We start from the raw sequence: 18,137 nt of genomic DNA, 5'->3' as shown, positions 1-18,137 counted from the left end.
CATCATGACCGAAGGGCGCCCTTCGCACATCCTGATCGTCGAGGATGAACCCAAGCTCGCCGCCGTGCTCGAAGATTATTTGCACCTCGAGGGTTTCATCACCACGATCCTCGACGACGGCCATCACGTAATGCCGTTCATTCGCTCAACGCCGCCGGCGCTGATGCTGCTCGACCTCATGCTGCCCGGGCGCAGCGGCATGGATATCTGCCGCGAGCTACGGCAATTTTCGGCATTGCCCGTCATTATCCTGACCGCGCGTATCGACGAAATCGACCGCCTGCTGGGTCTCGAGATCGGTGCCGACGACTACGTCTGCAAACCGTTCAGTCCGCGCGAAGTGGTCGCGCGCGTCAAGGCGATCCTGCGCCGTGCCATGCCTGCCGCCGCCGCTGCGGACGGTTTGCCGCAGGCGCCACGCGGTCTCGAAGTCGACGAGCAGTTTCATCTTGCTTTACTCGACGGCAAGGAGCTCAAGCTCACGCCGCTTGAATTGCGGCTCCTCGCGCTACTGATGAAATCGCCGGGACGCATTTTTTCTCGCGACTACCTGCTGACCCACCTCTACGCGGATCACCGGGTGGTCACCGACCGCACCGTCGACAGCCATATCAAGAACCTGCGCCGCAAGCTGCAGGGAGCACGGCCGGACAGCGAGCCGATCGCGTCCGTGTACGGCGTGGGTTACCGTCTGGAAATCTGATCGATACGAGCGGATGACTCAATGCCGTCCTCATCCGGCGCGAGCCATGTTCGAATTCAGCTCGCCTGGCCCGCCGCCGTTGCTGGCTCAGGCGGCGGGCTCCATTGCGCGAATTCCTCGCTCAGAAAGTCGACGCACACCCGCACCTTTGCCGATTGCGCGAGCCGCGCCGGATACACCGCCCACAGGTTCGCGGGTTGGCTGACATCAGGAAGTATCTGCTGCAACTGGCCGCTTTCGAGCAGCGGCCGCACGTCCCACATCGAGCGCAGCACGATTCCGCGACCGGCCAACGCCCATTGCACGGCCACTTCGCCGTGATTGGTGGACAACGGCCCGGTGACCTTGATCGACACCGTTTCGCCGCGCGTTGTTAAACGCCAGAGACCGAATGGATGATCGCGCTCCTTGATCGCGAGACACGCATGCGACGACAGATCGGCGAGTTGCCGCGGCGTGCCGTGCCGCGCGAGGTACTCGGGCGACGCGCACAATACCCGATGATTCGACGCGAGCCGCTTCGCGATCAGATGCGCGGCAATTTCGTCGCCGATCCGGATATCGAGGTCGAAGCCCTCGGCGCCCACGTCGACGAGGCGGTCGAACAGATCGAGCCGCACGCTCAGCTGCGGAAACCGGTCCGAGAAACGGGCGAGCGCGGGCGCCACGTAACGGCGGCCAAAGCCGAAGCTGCTGGAGATGCGCAACTTGCCGCCCGGGATGCGGCGGGTGGTGGAGACGTCTTCAACGAGCTGCTCGACGTCGTCGAGAATTTTTTCGGCCCATGTGTAGACCCGCTCACCCGCTTCCGTGATCGCGACTCGCCGCGTGGAACGGTGCAACAGTTTCGTGCCGAGCGTAGTCTCGAGCACATTGATTCTTTTGCTGACGTACGCCGCCGAGACCGACAAAGCCTCGGCCGCCGCGCTGAAACTCGATTTGCGCGCCACTTCGCAAAACACGCGCAAATCGCCGAGATCGGGTGATGGGACGGTGTTCATAGGTCGTTTACTTGCACATGAGTTTGTACACGAATCGTGCACAGTGGCTTAACTAAAGCGACCATTCTAAGCTTAATTGACTGGAATAAAATAACCGCTGTCGAAACCTCGAAAGCCCCGTTGGAGGAGCAGGAACATGTCGAAGAAATATCGGATCGCAGTCATCCCCGGCGACGGCATCGGTGTCGAAGTGATGCCGGAAGCCGTCCGCGTGCTGGATATCGTCGGCAAGCGCTTTGGCATCGAACTGGAATACCAGCACGTCGAATGGGCGAGCTGCGCGTACTACGCGCAGCACGGCAAGATGATGCCGGACGACTGGAAAGCCCAACTGCAATCCGCCGACGCGATTCTGTTCGGCGCGGTCGGCTGGCCCGACACGGTGCCCGACCACATCTCGCTGTGGGGCTCGCTGCTGAAGTTCCGGCGCGAATTCGATCAGTACATCAACCTGCGCCCTGCCCGTCTGTTTGCCGGCGTGCCTTCGCCGCTCGCGGGGCGCAAGGCCGGCGACATCGATTTCTGGATCGTGCGCGAGAACACCGAGGGCGAGTATTCGTCGGTGGGCGGTGTGATGTTCGAAGGCACGGAGCGCGAATTCGTGTTGCAGGAGTCCGTGTTCACGCGGCACGGCAGCGAGCGCGTGCTGAAGTTCGCGTTCGATCTCGCGCAACGGCGCGAGCGCAAGAAGATCACTGTCGCGACGAAGAGCAACGGCATCGCGATCAGCATGCCGTGGTGGGACAAATGCGCGGCCGGCATCGCGGCGCAGTACCCGGATGTGACGTGGGACAAGCAGCACATCGACATTCTCTGCGCGCGTTTCGTGCTGAACCCGGACCGCTTCGACGTGGTCGTGGCGACCAATCTGTTCGGCGACATCCTGTCCGATCTCGGTCCGGCCTGCACCGGCACGATCGGCCTCGCGCCCTCGGGCAACCTGAATCCCGATCGCAAGTTTCCTTCGCTGTTCGAACCGGTGCACGGCTCGGCGCCCGACATCGCCGGCAAGAACATCGCCAATCCGATCGCGATGATCTGGTCGGCCGCGATGATGCTCGACTTCCTCGGCAATCACGAAGGCCGCGAACGCGAGGCGCACGACGCGATTCTGGCGGCGATCGAAGCAACGCTGATCGAAGGTCCGCATACCGGCGATCTCGGCGGCAAGGCGAGCACGACCGAGGTCGGCCAGGCGATCGCGGCGAAACTGGCTTAAGCGACGTTGAGCAAAGGAGAATCAAGGGGAACCGTATGGCACGTACTTTTGAACTGAGCGAGCTGATTCGCTCCGACAATTTCATCGACGGACACTGGATGCCGGCGCAAGAAGGCGCACGCTTTGCCGTCACCGATCCGGCCACCGGCAAAACGATCGCCCAGGTCGCCGACAGCAGTCCGGCCGACGCACGCGCCGCCACCGACGCCGCCGCCCGCGCGCTGCCGGCGTGGCGCGCATGGCTGCCGAAACAACGCGCGGCGGTGCTGCACCGCTGGCATGCGCTGATCGTCGCGAATCAGGACGCGCTCGGCGCGCTGATCTCGCTCGAACAGGGCAAGCCGCTTGCCGAAGGCAAAGGCGAAGTGGCGTACGGCGCATCGTACGTCGCCTGGTTCGCTGACGAGGCCACCCGCATCTACGGCGATCTGATTCCGCAGCAGCAGCGCGGCAAGCGCATGACGGCCGTGAAGGAGCCGATCGGCATCGTCGCGGCGATCACGCCGTGGAACTTTCCGCTCGCGATGATCGCGCGCAAGATCGCCCCGGCGCTCGCCGCCGGTTGCACGGTGATCGCCAAACCCGCCGAAGACACGCCGCTCACCGCCTCGGCGCTGGTCCTGCTCGCGCACGAAGCCGGCGTGCCGGCGGGCGTATTGAACCTGATCACGGCGTCGCGCGATCACGCGGTTGCGACCGTCGCGGACTGGCTGCATGACGCGCGCGTGCGCAAGATCACCTTCACAGGCTCGACGCCGGTCGGCAAATATCTCGCACGCGAATCGGCGGAAACGCTCAAGAAACTGTCGCTGGAACTGGGCGGCAACGCGCCCTTCATCGTGTTCGACGACGCGGACCTCGACGCTGCCGTCACCGGCCTGCTTGCCGCCAAGTTTCGCAATGGCGGCCAGACCTGCGTGTGTCCGAATCGCGTGTATGTGCAGGCGGGTGTGTACGAGCGTTTTGCTGGCATGCTGGCCGAGCGTGTCGGCTCGTTGAAGGTCGCGCCCGCCACCGATCCCGCCGCGCAGATCGGCCCGATGATCAACCCACGTGCGCTCGACAAGATCGCCCGCCACGTCGACGACGCCGTGTCGCACGGCGCGCGCGTGCTGACCGGCGGCAAGCGCCTGCCCGAACTGGGCGCGCACTATTACGCGCCCACCGTGCTCGCCGACGCCACCGCGGACATGCAGTTGAATAGCGAAGAAACCTTCGGTCCGATCGTGCCGCTGTTCCGTTTCGACGACGAAGCCGAAGCCGTCCAGGCCGCCAACGACACGCCGTTCGGCCTCGCTGCGTATTTCTACAGCGAAAGCGTGAAGCGCATCGACCGCGTGTCGCGCGCACTCGAGGCCGGCATCGTCGGTATCAATGAAGGCGCGGTCGCGAGCGAGGCCGCGCCGTTCGGCGGCGTGAAGGAATCGGGCTACGGACGCGAAGGCTCGAAGTACGGTCTGGACGACTATCTGTCGATCAAATACCTCTGCCAGGGCAATCTCGAATGAGCACCGAAATGAGCACCGAGGCCTATCCCATCGAAGTCGAATTCCCCGACATTTCGGCGCATGAACACTCGCCGTCCGGCATTGCCTACGTCCATACGTTCGACTCGGGCGCGCCGGGAGCGCACGTGATGATCAACGCGCTGACGCACGGCAACGAAGTGTGCGGCGCGATCGTCGTGGACGCATTGCTGCGCCGTGGTTTGAGGCCGCGGCGCGGACGCCTGACGCTGGCCTTTGCGAACGTCGCCGCGTATCGCAGCTTCGATCCCGCGAAGCCCGACGCGGCCCGTTTCGTCGACCAGGACTTCAATCGCGTGTGGACCGCCGCGGTGCTCGACGATACGTCGCGCACGTCCAGCGAACTGGCCCGCGCGCGAGAAATGCGGCCGGTGATCGACAGCGTCGACGCCCTGCTCGATCTTCATTCGATGCACGAGAAAAGCGCGCCGCTGATCGTCTCGGGACCGTTGCAGAAAGGAATCGACCTTGCGGTAAGGCTCGGCACACCGGCCACCGTGATCTGCGACGAGGGTCATCCGGAAGGCCGGCGGATGCGCGATTACGAAGGGTTCGGTGAGCCGGACAGCTCGAAAAACGCGCTGCTGATCGAGTGCGGCCAGCATTGGGAACAGAGCGCGGTTGCGGTCGCGCGCGATACGACCGCGCGTTTTCTGCTGCTGGCGGGCGTGGTCGACGAGGCGGATCTGCCGGCCGGATGGATTGCACCGCTGCCGTCCGGTCAACACATCGTACGCGTGACGCAACCGGTGGTGGCCGAGAGCATGGATTTTCGTTTTGCGGCGCCCTACACCGGGCTGGAAATTTTTCCGCAAGCCGGCGCCGTGATCGGCTGGTCGAACGGCGCGCCCGTGCTCACGCCATACGACAACTGCATGCTTGTGATGCCGTCGCTGCGGCAACTGCGTCCGGGCGTCACCGTCGTGCGGCTAGGCAAGGTCGAACAAACCATCGCAAACAGCCGGTGAGCTGACTCCCGCACATTCAAAAGGCAACGTGAGCATGAAGGTTCAACACATCAAACAAAGCGTGAATCTGCAGAACCTCGAGGATTGGGGCACAGCAGGACTGCCCGGCACGACGCCGATTCAGGTGTCGGGCGTGCAGCGGGTGATCAAGGGCAGCGAATCCATCGACACCGGTATTTTCGAGTGCACGGCGGGCACCTACCGCCGTTCAGTGAAGCAGGCCGAAGTGATGCACTTCATCGCGGGCCGTGGACGGTTCACACCTGATAACGAGGAGACCGTGCACTTTGCAAGTGGCGACACGCTGTTCTTCGAAGCCAACACGGACGGGCTTTGGGAAGTCGAAGAGACCATGCGCAAGGTCTACGTGATTTTTTGAAACCGGGGCAGACGCGGTGTGCGTGAGCCAGCACGCGCCGCGCCCGCCCGCATGACTTAAGCGCCTAAAAACGCCAGCAGATCGGCATTCACCTTATCCGCCTCGACCGTGCACATGCCGTGCTGGCCACCCGGATAGACCTTGAGCGTCGCATTCTTCACGATCGTTGCGCTCTTGCGGCCCGCCGCGTCGATCGGCACGATCTGATCGTCGTCGCCGTGCAGCACCAGCGTCGGCACGTCGATCTTCTTCAGATCTTCCGTGTAGTCGACTTCGGAGAACTGCTTGATGCAGTCGTATAGCCCTTTGATCGAGCCTGCCATGCCCTGTGCCCAGAACGAATCGATCACGCCTTGCGACACTTTCGCACTCGGGCGGTTGTAGCCGTAGAACGGCAGCGCCAGGTCCTTGAAAAACTGCGAGCGGTCGTCCACAACACCCTTGCGGATGCCATCGAACACCTCGATCGGCAAGCCACCGGGATTCGCCTCGGTCTTGAGCATCAGCGGCGGCACGGCGCCGATCAGCACGGCTTTCGCAACGCGCGTCGTACCGTGACGGCCGATGTAGTGCGCGACTTCGCCGCCGCCGGTCGAATGGCCGACCAGCGTTGTGTCCTTCAGGTCGAGATGCTCGATCAGCGCGGCCAGATCGTCAGCGTAAGTATCCATGTCGTTGCCGTCCCACGGCTGGCTCGAACGGCCATGGCCGCGCCGGTCGTGCGCGATCACGCGAAAACCCTTGCTGCCGAGGAACAGCATCTGGGCATCCCAGGCGTCCGCGGACAATGGCCAGCCATGCGAGAACACGACCGGACGGCCGCTGCCCCAGTCCTTGTAGAAAATCTGCGTACCGTCTTTCGTGGTGATCGTGCTCATCTTTCGACTCCTGTTGGGGTGAAGTCTGCCGTCGCCGGCAGGTGGATGAAGCGTGTCTTTTCAAACCATTCGCGCGACTCAAGCAGGCTGCCCGGCACGGATCGCACACGTTGCGACGTCCGTCGCATGGTAGAAGCAAACGATCCGGTTGGCTAGCTAACAGGCTAGTAGAAAATCGCCGGCGGCGGCGTTATTGCTCAAGCGAACACATAGTGGTGCCGACGCCGTCGTAACCGTTCATCGCGGTCCTGCGCCCGCCCTCTTCCCGTCGTTCGATCCCCGGCCTGGCCATGCCTCTCATGCCGCCGACCTTTGCTGATGATGCGTTGCGCAGGTACGCGGCCGCGTGTGGCAAGCAACTGTTTATTTCGATCGCATAGCCGGCGAACGCGGCTACAGGTTTGACATTCAACGCAGCAGGGGGAAACGCCGATTCGGGACCGCCCTGCACATCGCCCATCGAGGCATCTTCAACTGCATACCTCTGTACGACTCCAGCAGGCCCGGTACTTCCCCCACGATGAAACACCTGATCATCTGTGGGCTTCCGGGCGTGAACCACGTTGCTGCAGCGCGGTCGATTGACGCAGTGGGCACGTCAAACAGTGGCAACGCGCGCAAGTACGCAATCAGGAAAACTTGATATTCATCAACGATTTAGCGTCTCAAAAACCAGATTCAGCACAAAACAACGCGGTTTTTTGACGCACGTCGCGCCGCAGCAAAAAGTTCCGCCATCCCCTACTCTTGCGCCATCTGCCCAGCGCAGTGCGCATCGACAACGGTCGGCGCGCGTAGTCCGCCCACGGGCATCACGCACTTCACGCTTATGAACTCCGCACTCACGGCATTCGATCTCGCCCGCATTCAGTTTGCGTTCACCGTCTCGTTTCATATCGTTTTTCCGGCGCTGAGCATCGGCCTCGCCAGCTTCATCGCCGTACTCGAATGGCGCTGGCTCAAAACCGGCAAGGCGTACTACAAAGATCTTTGCCTGTTCTGGTCGAAGATCTTCGCAGTCGCCTTCGGTATGGGCGTCGTCTCCGGCGTCGTGATGAGCTATCAGTTCGGCACCAACTGGTCGGGCTTCTCCAGTTTTGCCGGTCCTATCACGGGGCCGCTTCTAATGTACGAGGTGATGACCGCGTTCTTCCTCGAAGCGGGTTTCCTCGGCATCATGCTGTTCGGCTGGCAGCGCGTGAGTCCGCGCGCTCACTTCGGCGCGACGCTGATGGTGGCGATCGGCACGCTGATCTCGACCTTCTGGATCCTCGCCTCGAATAGCTGGATGCAGACGCCGCAAGGCTTCGAAGTCGTCAACGGCCAGGTCGTGCCGCTCGACTGGTTCAAGATCGTTTTCAATCCGTCGTTCCCGTACCGGCTGGCGCACATGGCGCTGGCGGCATTTATCGTCGCGGGGCTGGTGGTGTCGGCGGTGGGCGCGTGGCATCTGTTGCGCGGACGGCGCGACCCGGCAGTCAGGAAGATGTTCTCGATGGCGCTCTGGCTGCTGCTGATCCTCACGCCGGTCCAGGCGTTCGTCGGCGATCAGCACGGTTTGAACACGCGCAAGTATCAGCCGGCCAAGATCGCCGCGATCGAAGGTCTGTGGGAAACCGAGAAAGGCGGCACCGCGCTGAACCTGTTCGGCATTCCGGACATGCAGGCGGAAACGACGCGCTATGCGGTGTCGATCCCGCACCTCGGCAGCCTGATCCTCACGCATAGCTGGGATGGCGAGATTCGCGGCCTGAAGGAATTCGCGCCGCAAGACCGGCCGAACTCGACCGTGGTGTTCTGGAGCTTCCGCATCATGGCCGGGCTTGGCGTGCTGATGATTCTGATGTCGGTGGCCGCGTGGGTGCTGCGCCGTGGCGACCGGCTGTTCGAGGCGAAGTGGTTCCAGCGGCTCGCGGTGGTGATGGGACCGACCGGTTTCATCACATTGCTGGCCGGCTGGGTCACCACTGAGGCAGGCCGTCAGCCGTGGGTGGTGTATGGCGTGATGCGCACCTCGCAAGCCGTGTCGCCGCTCACCACGCAGCAGGTCGGCATCTCGCTGATGGCGTTCGTGGTCGTCTACTTGCTGGTGTTCGGCACCGGCATCTATTACATGCTCAAGCTGATGCGCTCGGGCCCGGCGCTGCCGGGGCAGACGCCGCACGGCGTGCCGGAACACTCGCCGGATCACACCGCGCGCCGCCCGCTGTCCGCCGCCGATCAGCTGATCGACGCCGCCTGAGCGTAACGGCTTTCCAACCGGCTTCCCTACCCGCTTCACTACCTGCTGACGAGATAGAAAATGGATGTAACCGTAGTGTGGGCCGCGATCATCGCACTGGGCCTGTTCATGTATGTGGTGCTCGACGGCTTCGATCTGGGCATCGGCATCGTGTTTCCGTTCTTCCCTGACGAACAGGAACGCGACCTGATGATGAACACCGTCGCGCCGGTGTGGGACGGCAACGAAACCTGGCTGGTGCTCGGCGGCGCGGGCCTGTTCGCGGTATTTCCGGTGGTGTATTCGACCGTGCTGTCCGCGCTCTATCTGCCGCTGATCTTCATGCTCGCGTGCCTGATCTTTCGCGGCGTGTCGTTCGAGATTCGCGCCAAGGCCAAGCGCACAAAGCATATGTGGGATCTGGCGTTCATCGGCGGCTCGGCGGGTGCGACGTTCTTCCAGGGCATCGTGCTGGGCGCATTCCTGCAAGGCATTCCGGTGGTCGATGGCGCCTATGCCGGCGACGCCTTCGGCTGGCTCACGCCGTTCAGTCTGCTGACGGGTCTGGGTCTGATCGTCACCTATGCGTTGCTCGGCTGCTGCTGGCTGGTCGCGAAGACCGAAGGCGATCTGCAACGCCGCCTGCATCGGGTGGTGTGGCCGCTGACGATCGTGCTGCTCGGGTTCATCGCGATAGTCAGCTTGTGGACGCCGTTGCAAGATCCGAATATCGCGCAACGCTGGTTCGACGACGGCCTGTTCTACCGCCTGCTGCCGGTGCCGTTCCTCGTGGCGATCTGCGCGTTCTTCATGCGTCGCGCGGTGCGCGAGCGGCATCACAACACGCCATTCGTGCTGGCATTGGCGCTGGTGCTGCTCGGCTACCTCGGGCTGCTGGTGAGCCTGTGGCCGTATGCGATTCCGTCGAGCATGACGCTCTGGCAAGCAGCCGCGCCGCGCTCGAGCCAGATGTTCACACTGGTCGGCGCGGCAGTGATTCTGCCGATCATCATCGGCTATACGACGATGGGTTATTGGGTATTTCGCGGCAAGGTGCGTCATGGCGACCAACATCACTATCACTAAGCACTCGGGCGGCCATGCCGCTCGCCAATCCGTCCGCAAACTACCGGGCTGGTTGTGGTTCGTCGCGCTGTGGTGCTTCGGCGTGGCCTCGGCGATGTCGCTCGGTTATGCGTTCAAGCTTCTAATGAAACTGACGCTTTTTGCTGTCAAATAGAGCCTTGTCTGGCGTGATTTCACCCGCCGCGCATAACCTTCGGAATCCTGCATGGACGGCTTAAAAAAACGGGGCATGCGGCTCGTCTACGTAGCAAGCCGGAACCTATGCGCGGGAGACCTGCCTTACCTGAAACGCTGGTTCATCGAACCCGCCGGCGATCGTACAAATTGTCAAATAGACACTTAGAGGTCACTTAAGCGGCAACCCGCAAGGCGCGCCGCACCACCGATCGGCTTATGATCGCGGGGTAGCAAGCGATGACGGGATTCACAGGGAGTAGCCTCCGCCGTCAAGGGGGCTCGCAGCAAAGAAAAGGCCACACGCCGCGGCATGACGCAACCCGCGGCGGACTGACGGACGGGTGTGCGACGGGGGTCGCACCATCCGCGCCTGCATCGGCACAACCACAGCCACAAGCTGAGCGGCTCAATCGAAGTACAACGAGCAGCACAACGGCGGTAGTCCACAACGCGCAGGCCCGACTCGCGGAGACATCATGAAGTTTCTAGTGGCCGACGACCATGAACTGATCCGGCAAGGCGTCAAGGGGCTGTTGCGCGGGCTCGATCCCGATGCCCAATTCGACGAGGCCGACAGCTGGGAAACCCTTGCCGCCGCGGCGCGGCCCGACGCCGATCACGATCTCGCGATCGTCGATCTGCATATGCCGGGAATGAGCGGCGCCTCATCGCTGGAAGTGCTGTTGAAGGCGAACCCCGCATTGCCGGTGGTCGTGCTCTCCGCCGAAGAATCGCCCGACGAAATGCGCGCAGTGCTCGCAGCCGGCGCGCTCGGCTTCGTGCCGAAGCGGCAGCCCGCCAGCGTCATGCTCAAGGCGATCGAGCTGGTGCTGTCAGGCGGTGCATACGTGCCGATGGAAGCGCTTAGCCTGCTGGGCTCGCGCGAGGCACAGGCCGCCCCTCTGCATGCCGAAGTGCCGGCTGAGGCGTCCGCTCAGGCGTCCGGCCAGGCGGGCGCCTCACTGACCGAACCCATCGTGCAAATCCAGGCGTTGCAGCCGCACCAGCAGCACTTGCTGGAGAACCTGTCGCCGCGGCAGCAGGACATCATGCGGCTCGTCCATCGCGGCTGGACCAACAAGATGATCGCGCGTGAACTGGGGGTCGCCGAAGGCACGGTCAAGGTGCATCTGTCGGTGATCTTCCGGGCGCTGGGCGTGCACAACCGCTCGACGGCGATCGCCGTGATCAACGGCTGGCTGGAAGCCGGGAAAACCCTGTAGCGGCACCTGCCGCGGTAGGCAGCGTACGCGCTGCCTACTTTTGCGACTCGCTCTGGGATTGGCTCTGCGTCTGATTCTGCGTTTGGCTTTCCGACTCGCTGCTCGTTTCGTTCCTGGTTTCGCTCCTCGCTCCGCTCTGCGATCTCTGCGGTTCGCCGGCACGCCGCTCGACGGTGGCCGCCGCCCGCCCCTTATCCAGTTCGGCCTGTTGCCACAGCATTTCCAGCGTGCGCCGCAAACGCGCCGGCGTGACTGGTTTGTGCAGCACCGGAATCCCCTGCAAGGCCAGCGCCGCGAGTTCCGCCGACGCCATATCGCCGGTGATCAGCAGCGTCACCACGCCGTCGTGGCCGCCATGCGCGAGCACATTGCGCACGGCCTTCAGCGCCTGCGCGCCGGTCCGATGGTTCGCCAACTGGTAATCGCATAACACGGCATCCGGCACGAAGCCGTCGCCAAGCGCCCTGAGCGCGTCGGCTTCGTCGCGTGCGCCGCGCACGCTGCAACCCCAGCGCGCCAGCAGACTGGCGAGGCCTTCGAGAATCGACGGGTCGTCGTCGATGCACAGCACGCGCCGCCCCTGCGCCGATGGACCGCCCGTCACCGCTTCGTTCAGACTCGCGACAATCCCGCCGGCCTCGCCCGCCTGCACCGGAAAGCGGAACACCGAGCCACGGCCCGGCGCCGAGCGCACCTGCAATTCGCCGCCGAGCAAACCGACCAGCCGTTTCACCGTCGGCAATCCCAGGCCGTGTCCCTGGCGCGCGTCGCGCTGTGGATTGGCCACCTGATAGAACTCCTCGAAAATGCGCTCATGTTCTTCGGGCGGGATGCCGATGCCCGAATCGCGCACCTCGATATAGCCGCCCGAAGGCTGCCCCGAGCGGCGCAAGCCCATCCAGATCGCGCCCTCGTCGGTATAGCGCACCGCATTCGAGAGCAGATTGCTCAGCACGCGTTCGAGCAGCACCGGATCGTCGTGCACCACCATCGCGGTCGGCGCGATCCGCAGCGCCAGCCCTTTGGCCGCCGCCTGTGGCCGATACTGGCTGCCGACCCGCTCGAACAGTTCGGAGAGCCGGAAATGCAGACGAAGCACCTGGGTCACACCGCTTTCGAGCCGGGCCAGATCGAGCACCTGATTGAACAACTGGTTCAGCGCCTCCACGTTATAGACGATGTGCTCGGCGGTCTTCGCATGCTGCACGGGCGTCGCCGCCGCATCGTTGAGCGAGGCCGCCAGCAGGCCGATCGCGTGCAGCGGCTGGCGCAAGTCGTGGCTCGCGGCGGCAAAAAAACGCGTTTTGGCGAGACTGGCTTCTTCGGCGACACGCTTTTGCGCGGCCAGCGACTCCGCCAGATATTGCTGATCCACCCGCGCCTGCACGACACGCTGGAACAGCTTGCGATAACTCAACGCATAGACGTTGATCGCACAGAAGAAAAACGCGAGGACGATCGCGAGAATCGTGCGGTCGAACGTATGCGAGCCGAAATGCAACACGATCGACGGCAACAGCAGGAAGGGAATCGAAGTCGAAAAGTTCAGCAGATCGAAGCCGTTCGCCATGAACACGCCCGCCGCCAAGGTGACCATCATCACGGTATGCAGCAGCGGCAAGTCGGTTTGCGGGCTCTGGAACGCGAACCAGACCGCGACGCCCGGCGCGCTGTACAGCAGCATGCCGCGCAATGCATGCAGATTGATCCACGCGCGCGGCGTCACGAGGTTCGGATAGCGGCGATTGCAGATCCACAGCGCGAGGCCGGCGCAATTGGCCGCGGCATAGAACCCGAAGCACGCGATGAACAGCGCCGGCGACGGTGGCTTCGGCCAGTAGATCGCCACCAGCACGGCGATCGAAAACCAGTGCGAAAAAAACGCGATCGGGTCCTGGGCATACAGCACTCGCACCAGGTCTTCGTCGATCGCATGCTGCATGGGGTCGGCCCGCATCGTGTGGTCTCCTTGGTCGGGCACGGCAAATTCGATGGCGTGGCGCGAAGCGTCAGCCGCGAAGCAGGCGTCGCGGGCCGGCGGTGCTGCGCACAGGTGCGGCATGGTTCGTTTGCGTGCGCGCAGCGTTTTGGTGCAGCGCACTGCGCGCGACAACGGGTAAGACGGCCCGGCAAGCGCTCTTTTGAATTGGTTTTTGAGATGGTTTACCCAGCAGTTTACCCATCAGCTACCACTTAATCCATATAGGCGAAGCCGTCGCCGGAAACCATACTGGTTTCACATTCCAGCGCGGCTTCAAATCTTCAACCACCCTTTGCCCGACTGCAGTTCAGGCGCACCGCGCTCCTTGCCTTACCCCTTATGGAGGCTTTCATGGGCGCAGTTCCGAGCCACGAGTTCGTCCGCAATCTCGACGAGGCGATCCTGCCCGACCTGTGGCGCCGGCGTACCCAGCTGTCCGCCGATGAAATGGTGTCGATGGTCGAGCTGGTCAGGCGGGCGCTGCGGACCTATCACCCGCTCGAATTGCAGGCGCTCGGCGAAGACAAGGAAGAACTGGTCGCGCAGTTCATCTACTCGAAGGTGCTGCGTCTCGCGCCCGGTCACACGGAAACCCATGCCTGCGCCGACAGCGCGCCGTCCAACGGCTACGCACTGTGCGCGTACTTTCGCCGCTATCTGATCGACTGCCTGCGCAGCGCGGGCCACCAGCGCAACGTGTCGATGGAAAACGAAGGCATGGTGCAGGAAATCGATCTGCACGCGCATGCGCTGGAAGACCCGGTCGAAAGCGTGCTGTTGCAGCATGGCCTCGACGAACAGCGCGTGCGGTGCGCGGCGCGCGCCTTTATCGAAAGCCTCGACGAACCCGAGCGCATTGTGCTGGCCGGCAGCCTCGGCTGGTGCTCGGAAGGTAAAGGCGGTCTGTCGGCCGTCGCGGCTCAGCATCGTGTGCCCTCATATCACTATCGCGCCGTCAAACTCGGCGTCACCATGAAAAAGACGGCCAATGCCGCCGATTTTTCCAACACCAAGATCGGCCGCTGGCTCACCGACGTGCTCGGCATCGAGATCGACCTGGACAATCGTGCCGCGATTCTGCTCGTACTGAACCTGCTCGCCGCCGAATCGAGCGACAGCGAAATGAATGAAGTGGCCGCCTAATTGCCCTGAACAAACGGCTCCGTCCGGTCGCCGGCTTTCCAGAACACAGCAGAAGCAGCACAGATGGCCTGCGCGCCACGTACGATGCGCCTTTTTTTGTCGTTGCGCACCGCCTACGATAAAAAACCAGCGGCCGCGCACCGTCTTCCTTCCGAACTCCGGGCTCCCCCACCCGGCTCCAACTCCTGACGAGGTGGTCGTGATGAACCGCTTATCGAGCGCCATGACGGCGCTGCAGCCGCATTACGAAGTCGTGGTCGTGGGTTCGGGCTATGGCGGCGCGATTGCCGCCAGCCGCATGGCGCGCGCCGGGCGTCAGGTGTGCGTGCTGGAGCGCGGACGGGAATTCATGGCCGGCGAATTTCCGCGCACACCGCTCGAAGGCGCCGCGCAGGTGCAATACAACACCAGCCTCGCGCAGATCGGCTCGCCGCTCGCACTGCTCGAAGTGCACGTGAATTCCGAAGTGAATGCGGTGGTTGGCTGCGGGCTGGGCGGCACTTCGCTGATCAACGCGAACGTCGCGCTCGAAGCCGATCCGCGTCTGTGGGACGATCCGCGCTGGCCGGCCGCGCTGCGTGGTGACAAGGCAGGGCGCGACAGCGGCTACACGCTTGCCCGCGCGATGCTGCAACCGTCGCCGGTGCCCGACGATTATCCGCCGCTGCCGAAACTGCAGGCGCTCGAACAATCGGCGCAAGCGCTCGGTATGCAGGACCGCTTCTACCGGCCGCCGATCACCGTTACTTTCAAGACCGGCAAGAACGCGGCGGGCGTCGATCAAAACCGCTGCGTCGGCTGCGGCGATTGCAATTCGGGCTGCAACTACGACGCGAAGAATTCGACCCACATGAACTATCTGCCCGATGCGGTCGCGCACGGCGCGCAGATTTTCACGGGCGCCGCGGTGCATTCGGTGGTGCGCGACAAAGACACGCAGAAATGGATCGTGAACTATCAACTGGTTAGTCTCGGCCGCGAAAGCTATGGCGCGCCCGACATGTTCATCAGCGCCGATATCGTGATCGTGGCGGCCGGCACCATCGGTTCCACCGCGCTCCTGTTGCGCTCCAGCAAGGCCGGGCTGCCGCTGTCGAAGCAACTCGGCGAACACTTCACCGGGAATGGCGACGTACTCGCCTTCGCGTACAACACCGACCAGGTGATCAACGGCGTCGGCTGGGGCGCGCACACGGCGGGCGAGATTGCGCCAGTCGGGCCGACCATCACCGGCATCATCGACCATCGCAACACTAAAGACGTAAAAGACGGCTTCGTGATCGAAGAAGGCTCGCTCGCCGGACCGATCGGCGTGGCGATGATCGGCGTGCTCGGTGGCGCCGCGCCACTCGAAGGCGTGGACATTCCCGCGCCGCGGCCAGCGGACGAACCACTCGGCGCGCCCGCGCGCGTGATCGAGAGTCTCCTGCACGGGCCCTACCACGGCGCGCTCAACCACACGCAAACTTACCTCGTGATGGCGCATGACGACGAGAGCGGCCAGATTCGCGTGGATGAAAAAGGCAGTCCGCGCATCCATTGGCCGAACGCCGGCAAGCAGCCGATCTTCGAGACGGTCGAAAAGACCCTCATCGACTCGACAGCGCCGCTTGGCGGCGACTTCCTGCGCAATCCGATTTCCGCCGATATGGCCGGCAACCGCGTCGTCACCGTGCATCCGCTCGGCGGTTGCGGGATGGGCGAAGACGCGGAGCACGGCGTAGTCGACCACGCGGGCCGCGTGTTCAGCGGCGACGCGGGCAAGGCGGTGCACGAAGGTCTCTATGTGATGGACGGCGCGGTGATGCCGATGTCGCTCGGGGTCAATCCGCTGCTGACGATCTCCGCGCTTGCCGAGCGCAATTGCGCGTTGCTCGCGGCGTCGCACGACTGGCACATCGACTACGAGTCCCAGGGGGACGCCGCCACGCCGCCGCCCAGCAAAATCGGCCTGCGTTTCACTGAAACGATGGTCGGCACGTATACGCCGACGGTCGCGGGCGGCGCAGTTGCTACGAGCCCGATCAAGTTCACGTTGACCGTCGAATCGGACGATCTGGCCGACATGCTGAACAATCCGCAACACGAGGCGCGCACGGCCGGCACGCTGACCTGCCCCGCGCTTTCCGCGCAACCCATGACGATCACCGACGGCACCTTCAACCTTTTTGTCGTCGATCAACCGGACGTGGATCAGCGTGACATGAACTACCGCATGACGCTCAATGCCACCGAAGGCAAGACGTACTACCTGACTGGGCGAAAGATCATCACGCGCACGTCGCCGATCAATCTGTGGGAACAGACCAACACGTTATACGCCGAGATTCGCGAGTCGCCACAAGCCGATGCGTCGGTGTCCGGCAAAGCGACGCTGATCATCACGCCGGAGAACTTCCTCAAACAGCAGCGCACGCTGGAAGTCACCAACGCACCTGACCTGAAGACGCGCCTCGAATGGACCTTGAAGTTCGGCAAGTTTTTCGCGGGTGTGCTGTTCGCCGAATACGGCGGCGTAGCCGCGCCCCTGCAGTTTTTTGACCCGAAGATGTCACCGCGTTTGAAGCGGGCACTGCGTGCGCCGGCGCCGCAAGTCTTCTTTTTCGACACGCCCGACAAGACGCAACTGAGGCTCACGCGCTACGTCGACAGCGCCAACCAAGCGGCGCGTCCGTTGCTGCTGATCCACGGCTCGGGTGTCTCGAGCCGGATCTATTCCACCGATCTGGTCGCGACCAACCTGGTGGAATATCTCTGCGCGGCCGGCTACGACGTGTGGCTCGTCGATCTGCGCGTCAGCATCGAAATGCCGAGCGTGCTGGTGCCGACCAACGTAGACAAGGTCGCTCGCGAGGACATTCCGGCCGCCGTCGCGAAAGTGCGGGAGTGGACCGGCGCGCCAAAAATTCAGGCGCTGGGCCACTGCATGGGTGGGCTGGCATTGAGCATGTCGTTGCTGTACGGCCTCGAGGGCGTGCGCTCGGCGGTCATCTCGCAAGTATCGGCGCATCCGGTGCCGGGCACGCTGGAACGCATCAAGTGCGGCCTGCATATACCGGACATCATGGAGCATCTCGGCGTGCTCGACCTGAGCGCGTACACGCAGCACGAGAAGTGGCCCCACAACCTGCTCGATGAAGCGTTGAAGTTCTACCCGCTCAACCACAAACAGGGCTGCGGCAATCCCATCTGTCATCGTGCGACCTTCCTTTACGGCTTGCTCTACGAACACGAACAATTGAGCGAGACGCTTCATTCGAATCTGCAGGAACTGCTCGGCGTGCATGACGTCGAGGTGTTCAAGCATCTGGCCGCCATGGTGCGGGCGGGCAAGGTGGTCGACGCCGCCGGGAAAGACGTCTACCTCGGGGGGATGAACGGCATGAAGGGGCTCGAGGGCATGCGCCTGCCGATCGGTTTCATCCATGGCGATAAAAACGAAACCTATTTGCCGAAAAGCACCCAGATTACCTATGACATGCTCGTCGAGCGTTTCCCTGAACAGCCGTATGAGCGGCATCTGATTCCCGGCTACGGGCACATCGACTGCATATTCGGCAAGAACGCGGCAGTGGATGTTTATCCGGTGATCGCGAGGTATCTGGACGCGCATTGAGCCGCGCGCGCACGGC

At 63.2% G+C, this 18,137-nt stretch carries 15 protein-coding genes; 11 read left to right on the top strand and 4 right to left on the bottom strand.

Annotated elements, in window-relative coordinates:
- Positions 1–4: 4 nt before the first annotated feature.
- Positions 5–703: a response regulator gene (locus AC3WOG_RS29045; protein WP_492581264.1), complete on the top strand. Its 699-nt coding sequence runs from the start codon at positions 5–7 to the stop codon at positions 701–703.
- 56 nt (positions 704–759) lie between these two features.
- On the opposite strand, the gene AC3WOG_RS29040 is transcribed toward AC3WOG_RS29045, so the two are convergent.
- Entirely contained in the window at positions 760–1,704 is a 945-nt protein-coding gene (locus AC3WOG_RS29040; RefSeq protein WP_492581263.1) for a LysR substrate-binding domain-containing protein, read from the bottom strand.
- Between the two features lie 136 nt (positions 1,705–1,840).
- Here AC3WOG_RS29040 and AC3WOG_RS29035 point away from each other — a divergent pair, with 136 nt between their 5' ends.
- The 4 genes from AC3WOG_RS29035 to AC3WOG_RS29020 are packed head-to-tail and all read left to right on the top strand — an operon-like array spanning position 1,841 to position 5,796.
- The gene (locus tag AC3WOG_RS29035) at positions 1,841–2,923 is read left to right on the top strand and encodes a tartrate dehydrogenase (RefSeq protein WP_492581262.1); all 1,083 of its coding nucleotides are present in this window, start codon (positions 1,841–1,843) and stop codon (positions 2,921–2,923) included.
- A gap of 35 nt (positions 2,924–2,958) precedes the next feature.
- Positions 2,959–4,431, top strand: coding sequence for an NAD-dependent succinate-semialdehyde dehydrogenase (locus AC3WOG_RS29030; protein WP_492581261.1), 1,473 nt, complete (start codon positions 2,959–2,961; stop codon positions 4,429–4,431).
- Between the two features lie 8 nt (positions 4,432–4,439).
- Entirely contained in the window at positions 4,440–5,417 is a 978-nt protein-coding gene (locus AC3WOG_RS29025) for a M14 family metallopeptidase (RefSeq protein ID WP_492581260.1), read from the top strand.
- 34 nt (positions 5,418–5,451) lie between these two features.
- Positions 5,452–5,796, top strand: a complete 345-nt coding sequence (locus AC3WOG_RS29020; protein ID WP_492581259.1) for a cupin domain-containing protein — start codon at positions 5,452–5,454, stop codon at positions 5,794–5,796.
- A gap of 56 nt (positions 5,797–5,852) precedes the next feature.
- Here AC3WOG_RS29020 and AC3WOG_RS29015 read toward each other — a convergent pair whose 3' ends face one another.
- Both AC3WOG_RS29015 and AC3WOG_RS29010 read right to left on the bottom strand, forming a co-directional pair.
- Positions 5,853–6,674, bottom strand: a complete 822-nt coding sequence (locus AC3WOG_RS29015; RefSeq protein ID WP_492581258.1) for an alpha/beta fold hydrolase — start codon at positions 6,672–6,674, stop codon at positions 5,853–5,855.
- Between the two features lie 190 nt (positions 6,675–6,864).
- On the bottom strand, positions 6,865–7,134 hold the full coding sequence (locus AC3WOG_RS29010; RefSeq protein ID WP_492581257.1) for a hypothetical protein: 270 nt from the start codon (positions 7,132–7,134) through the stop codon (positions 6,865–6,867).
- A gap of 369 nt (positions 7,135–7,503) precedes the next feature.
- Between AC3WOG_RS29010 and AC3WOG_RS29005 the strand changes: the two genes are divergently transcribed.
- The 4 genes from AC3WOG_RS29005 (at position 7,504) to AC3WOG_RS28990 (ending at position 11,381) form a co-directional block, all read left to right on the top strand.
- Entirely contained in the window at positions 7,504–8,916 is a 1,413-nt protein-coding gene (locus AC3WOG_RS29005; RefSeq protein WP_492581256.1) for a cytochrome ubiquinol oxidase subunit I, read from the top strand.
- Positions 8,917–8,976: 60 nt separating this feature from the next.
- A complete protein-coding gene (gene cydB / locus AC3WOG_RS29000) occupies positions 8,977–9,981 on the top strand; it encodes a cytochrome d ubiquinol oxidase subunit II (RefSeq protein ID WP_492581255.1) in 1,005 nt (334 codons plus the stop codon).
- Positions 9,956–10,135 (top strand): hypothetical protein, encoded by a 180-nt coding sequence (locus AC3WOG_RS28995; RefSeq protein WP_492581254.1) that lies wholly within the window; start codon positions 9,956–9,958, stop codon positions 10,133–10,135. The genes cydB and AC3WOG_RS28995 overlap by 26 nt, the downstream gene beginning before the upstream one ends.
- A gap of 499 nt (positions 10,136–10,634) precedes the next feature.
- Complete coding sequence (locus tag AC3WOG_RS28990) at positions 10,635–11,381, top strand: response regulator transcription factor (protein WP_492581253.1); 747 nt, start codon at positions 10,635–10,637, stop codon at positions 11,379–11,381.
- Positions 11,382–11,415: 34 nt separating this feature from the next.
- Here the strand turns inward: AC3WOG_RS28990 and AC3WOG_RS28985 are convergent, their stop codons facing one another.
- The gene (locus AC3WOG_RS28985) at positions 11,416–13,338 is read right to left on the bottom strand and encodes an ATP-binding response regulator (RefSeq protein WP_492581252.1); all 1,923 of its coding nucleotides are present in this window, start codon (positions 13,336–13,338) and stop codon (positions 11,416–11,418) included.
- A gap of 375 nt (positions 13,339–13,713) precedes the next feature.
- Here AC3WOG_RS28985 and AC3WOG_RS28980 point away from each other — a divergent pair, with 375 nt between their 5' ends.
- A complete protein-coding gene (locus AC3WOG_RS28980) occupies positions 13,714–14,505 on the top strand; it encodes a hypothetical protein (protein WP_492581251.1) in 792 nt (263 codons plus the stop codon).
- Positions 14,506–14,707: 202 nt separating this feature from the next.
- Positions 14,708–18,121, top strand: coding sequence for an alpha/beta fold hydrolase (locus tag AC3WOG_RS28975; protein ID WP_492581250.1), 3,414 nt, complete (start codon positions 14,708–14,710; stop codon positions 18,119–18,121).
- Positions 18,122–18,137: the final 16 nt, after the last annotated feature.

It is taken from the genome of Paraburkholderia sp. FW306-02-B (genome assembly GCF_058782725.1).
Note: the sequence above shows the minus strand (reverse complement) of the source record. Positions and strands in the feature narration are given on the sequence as shown.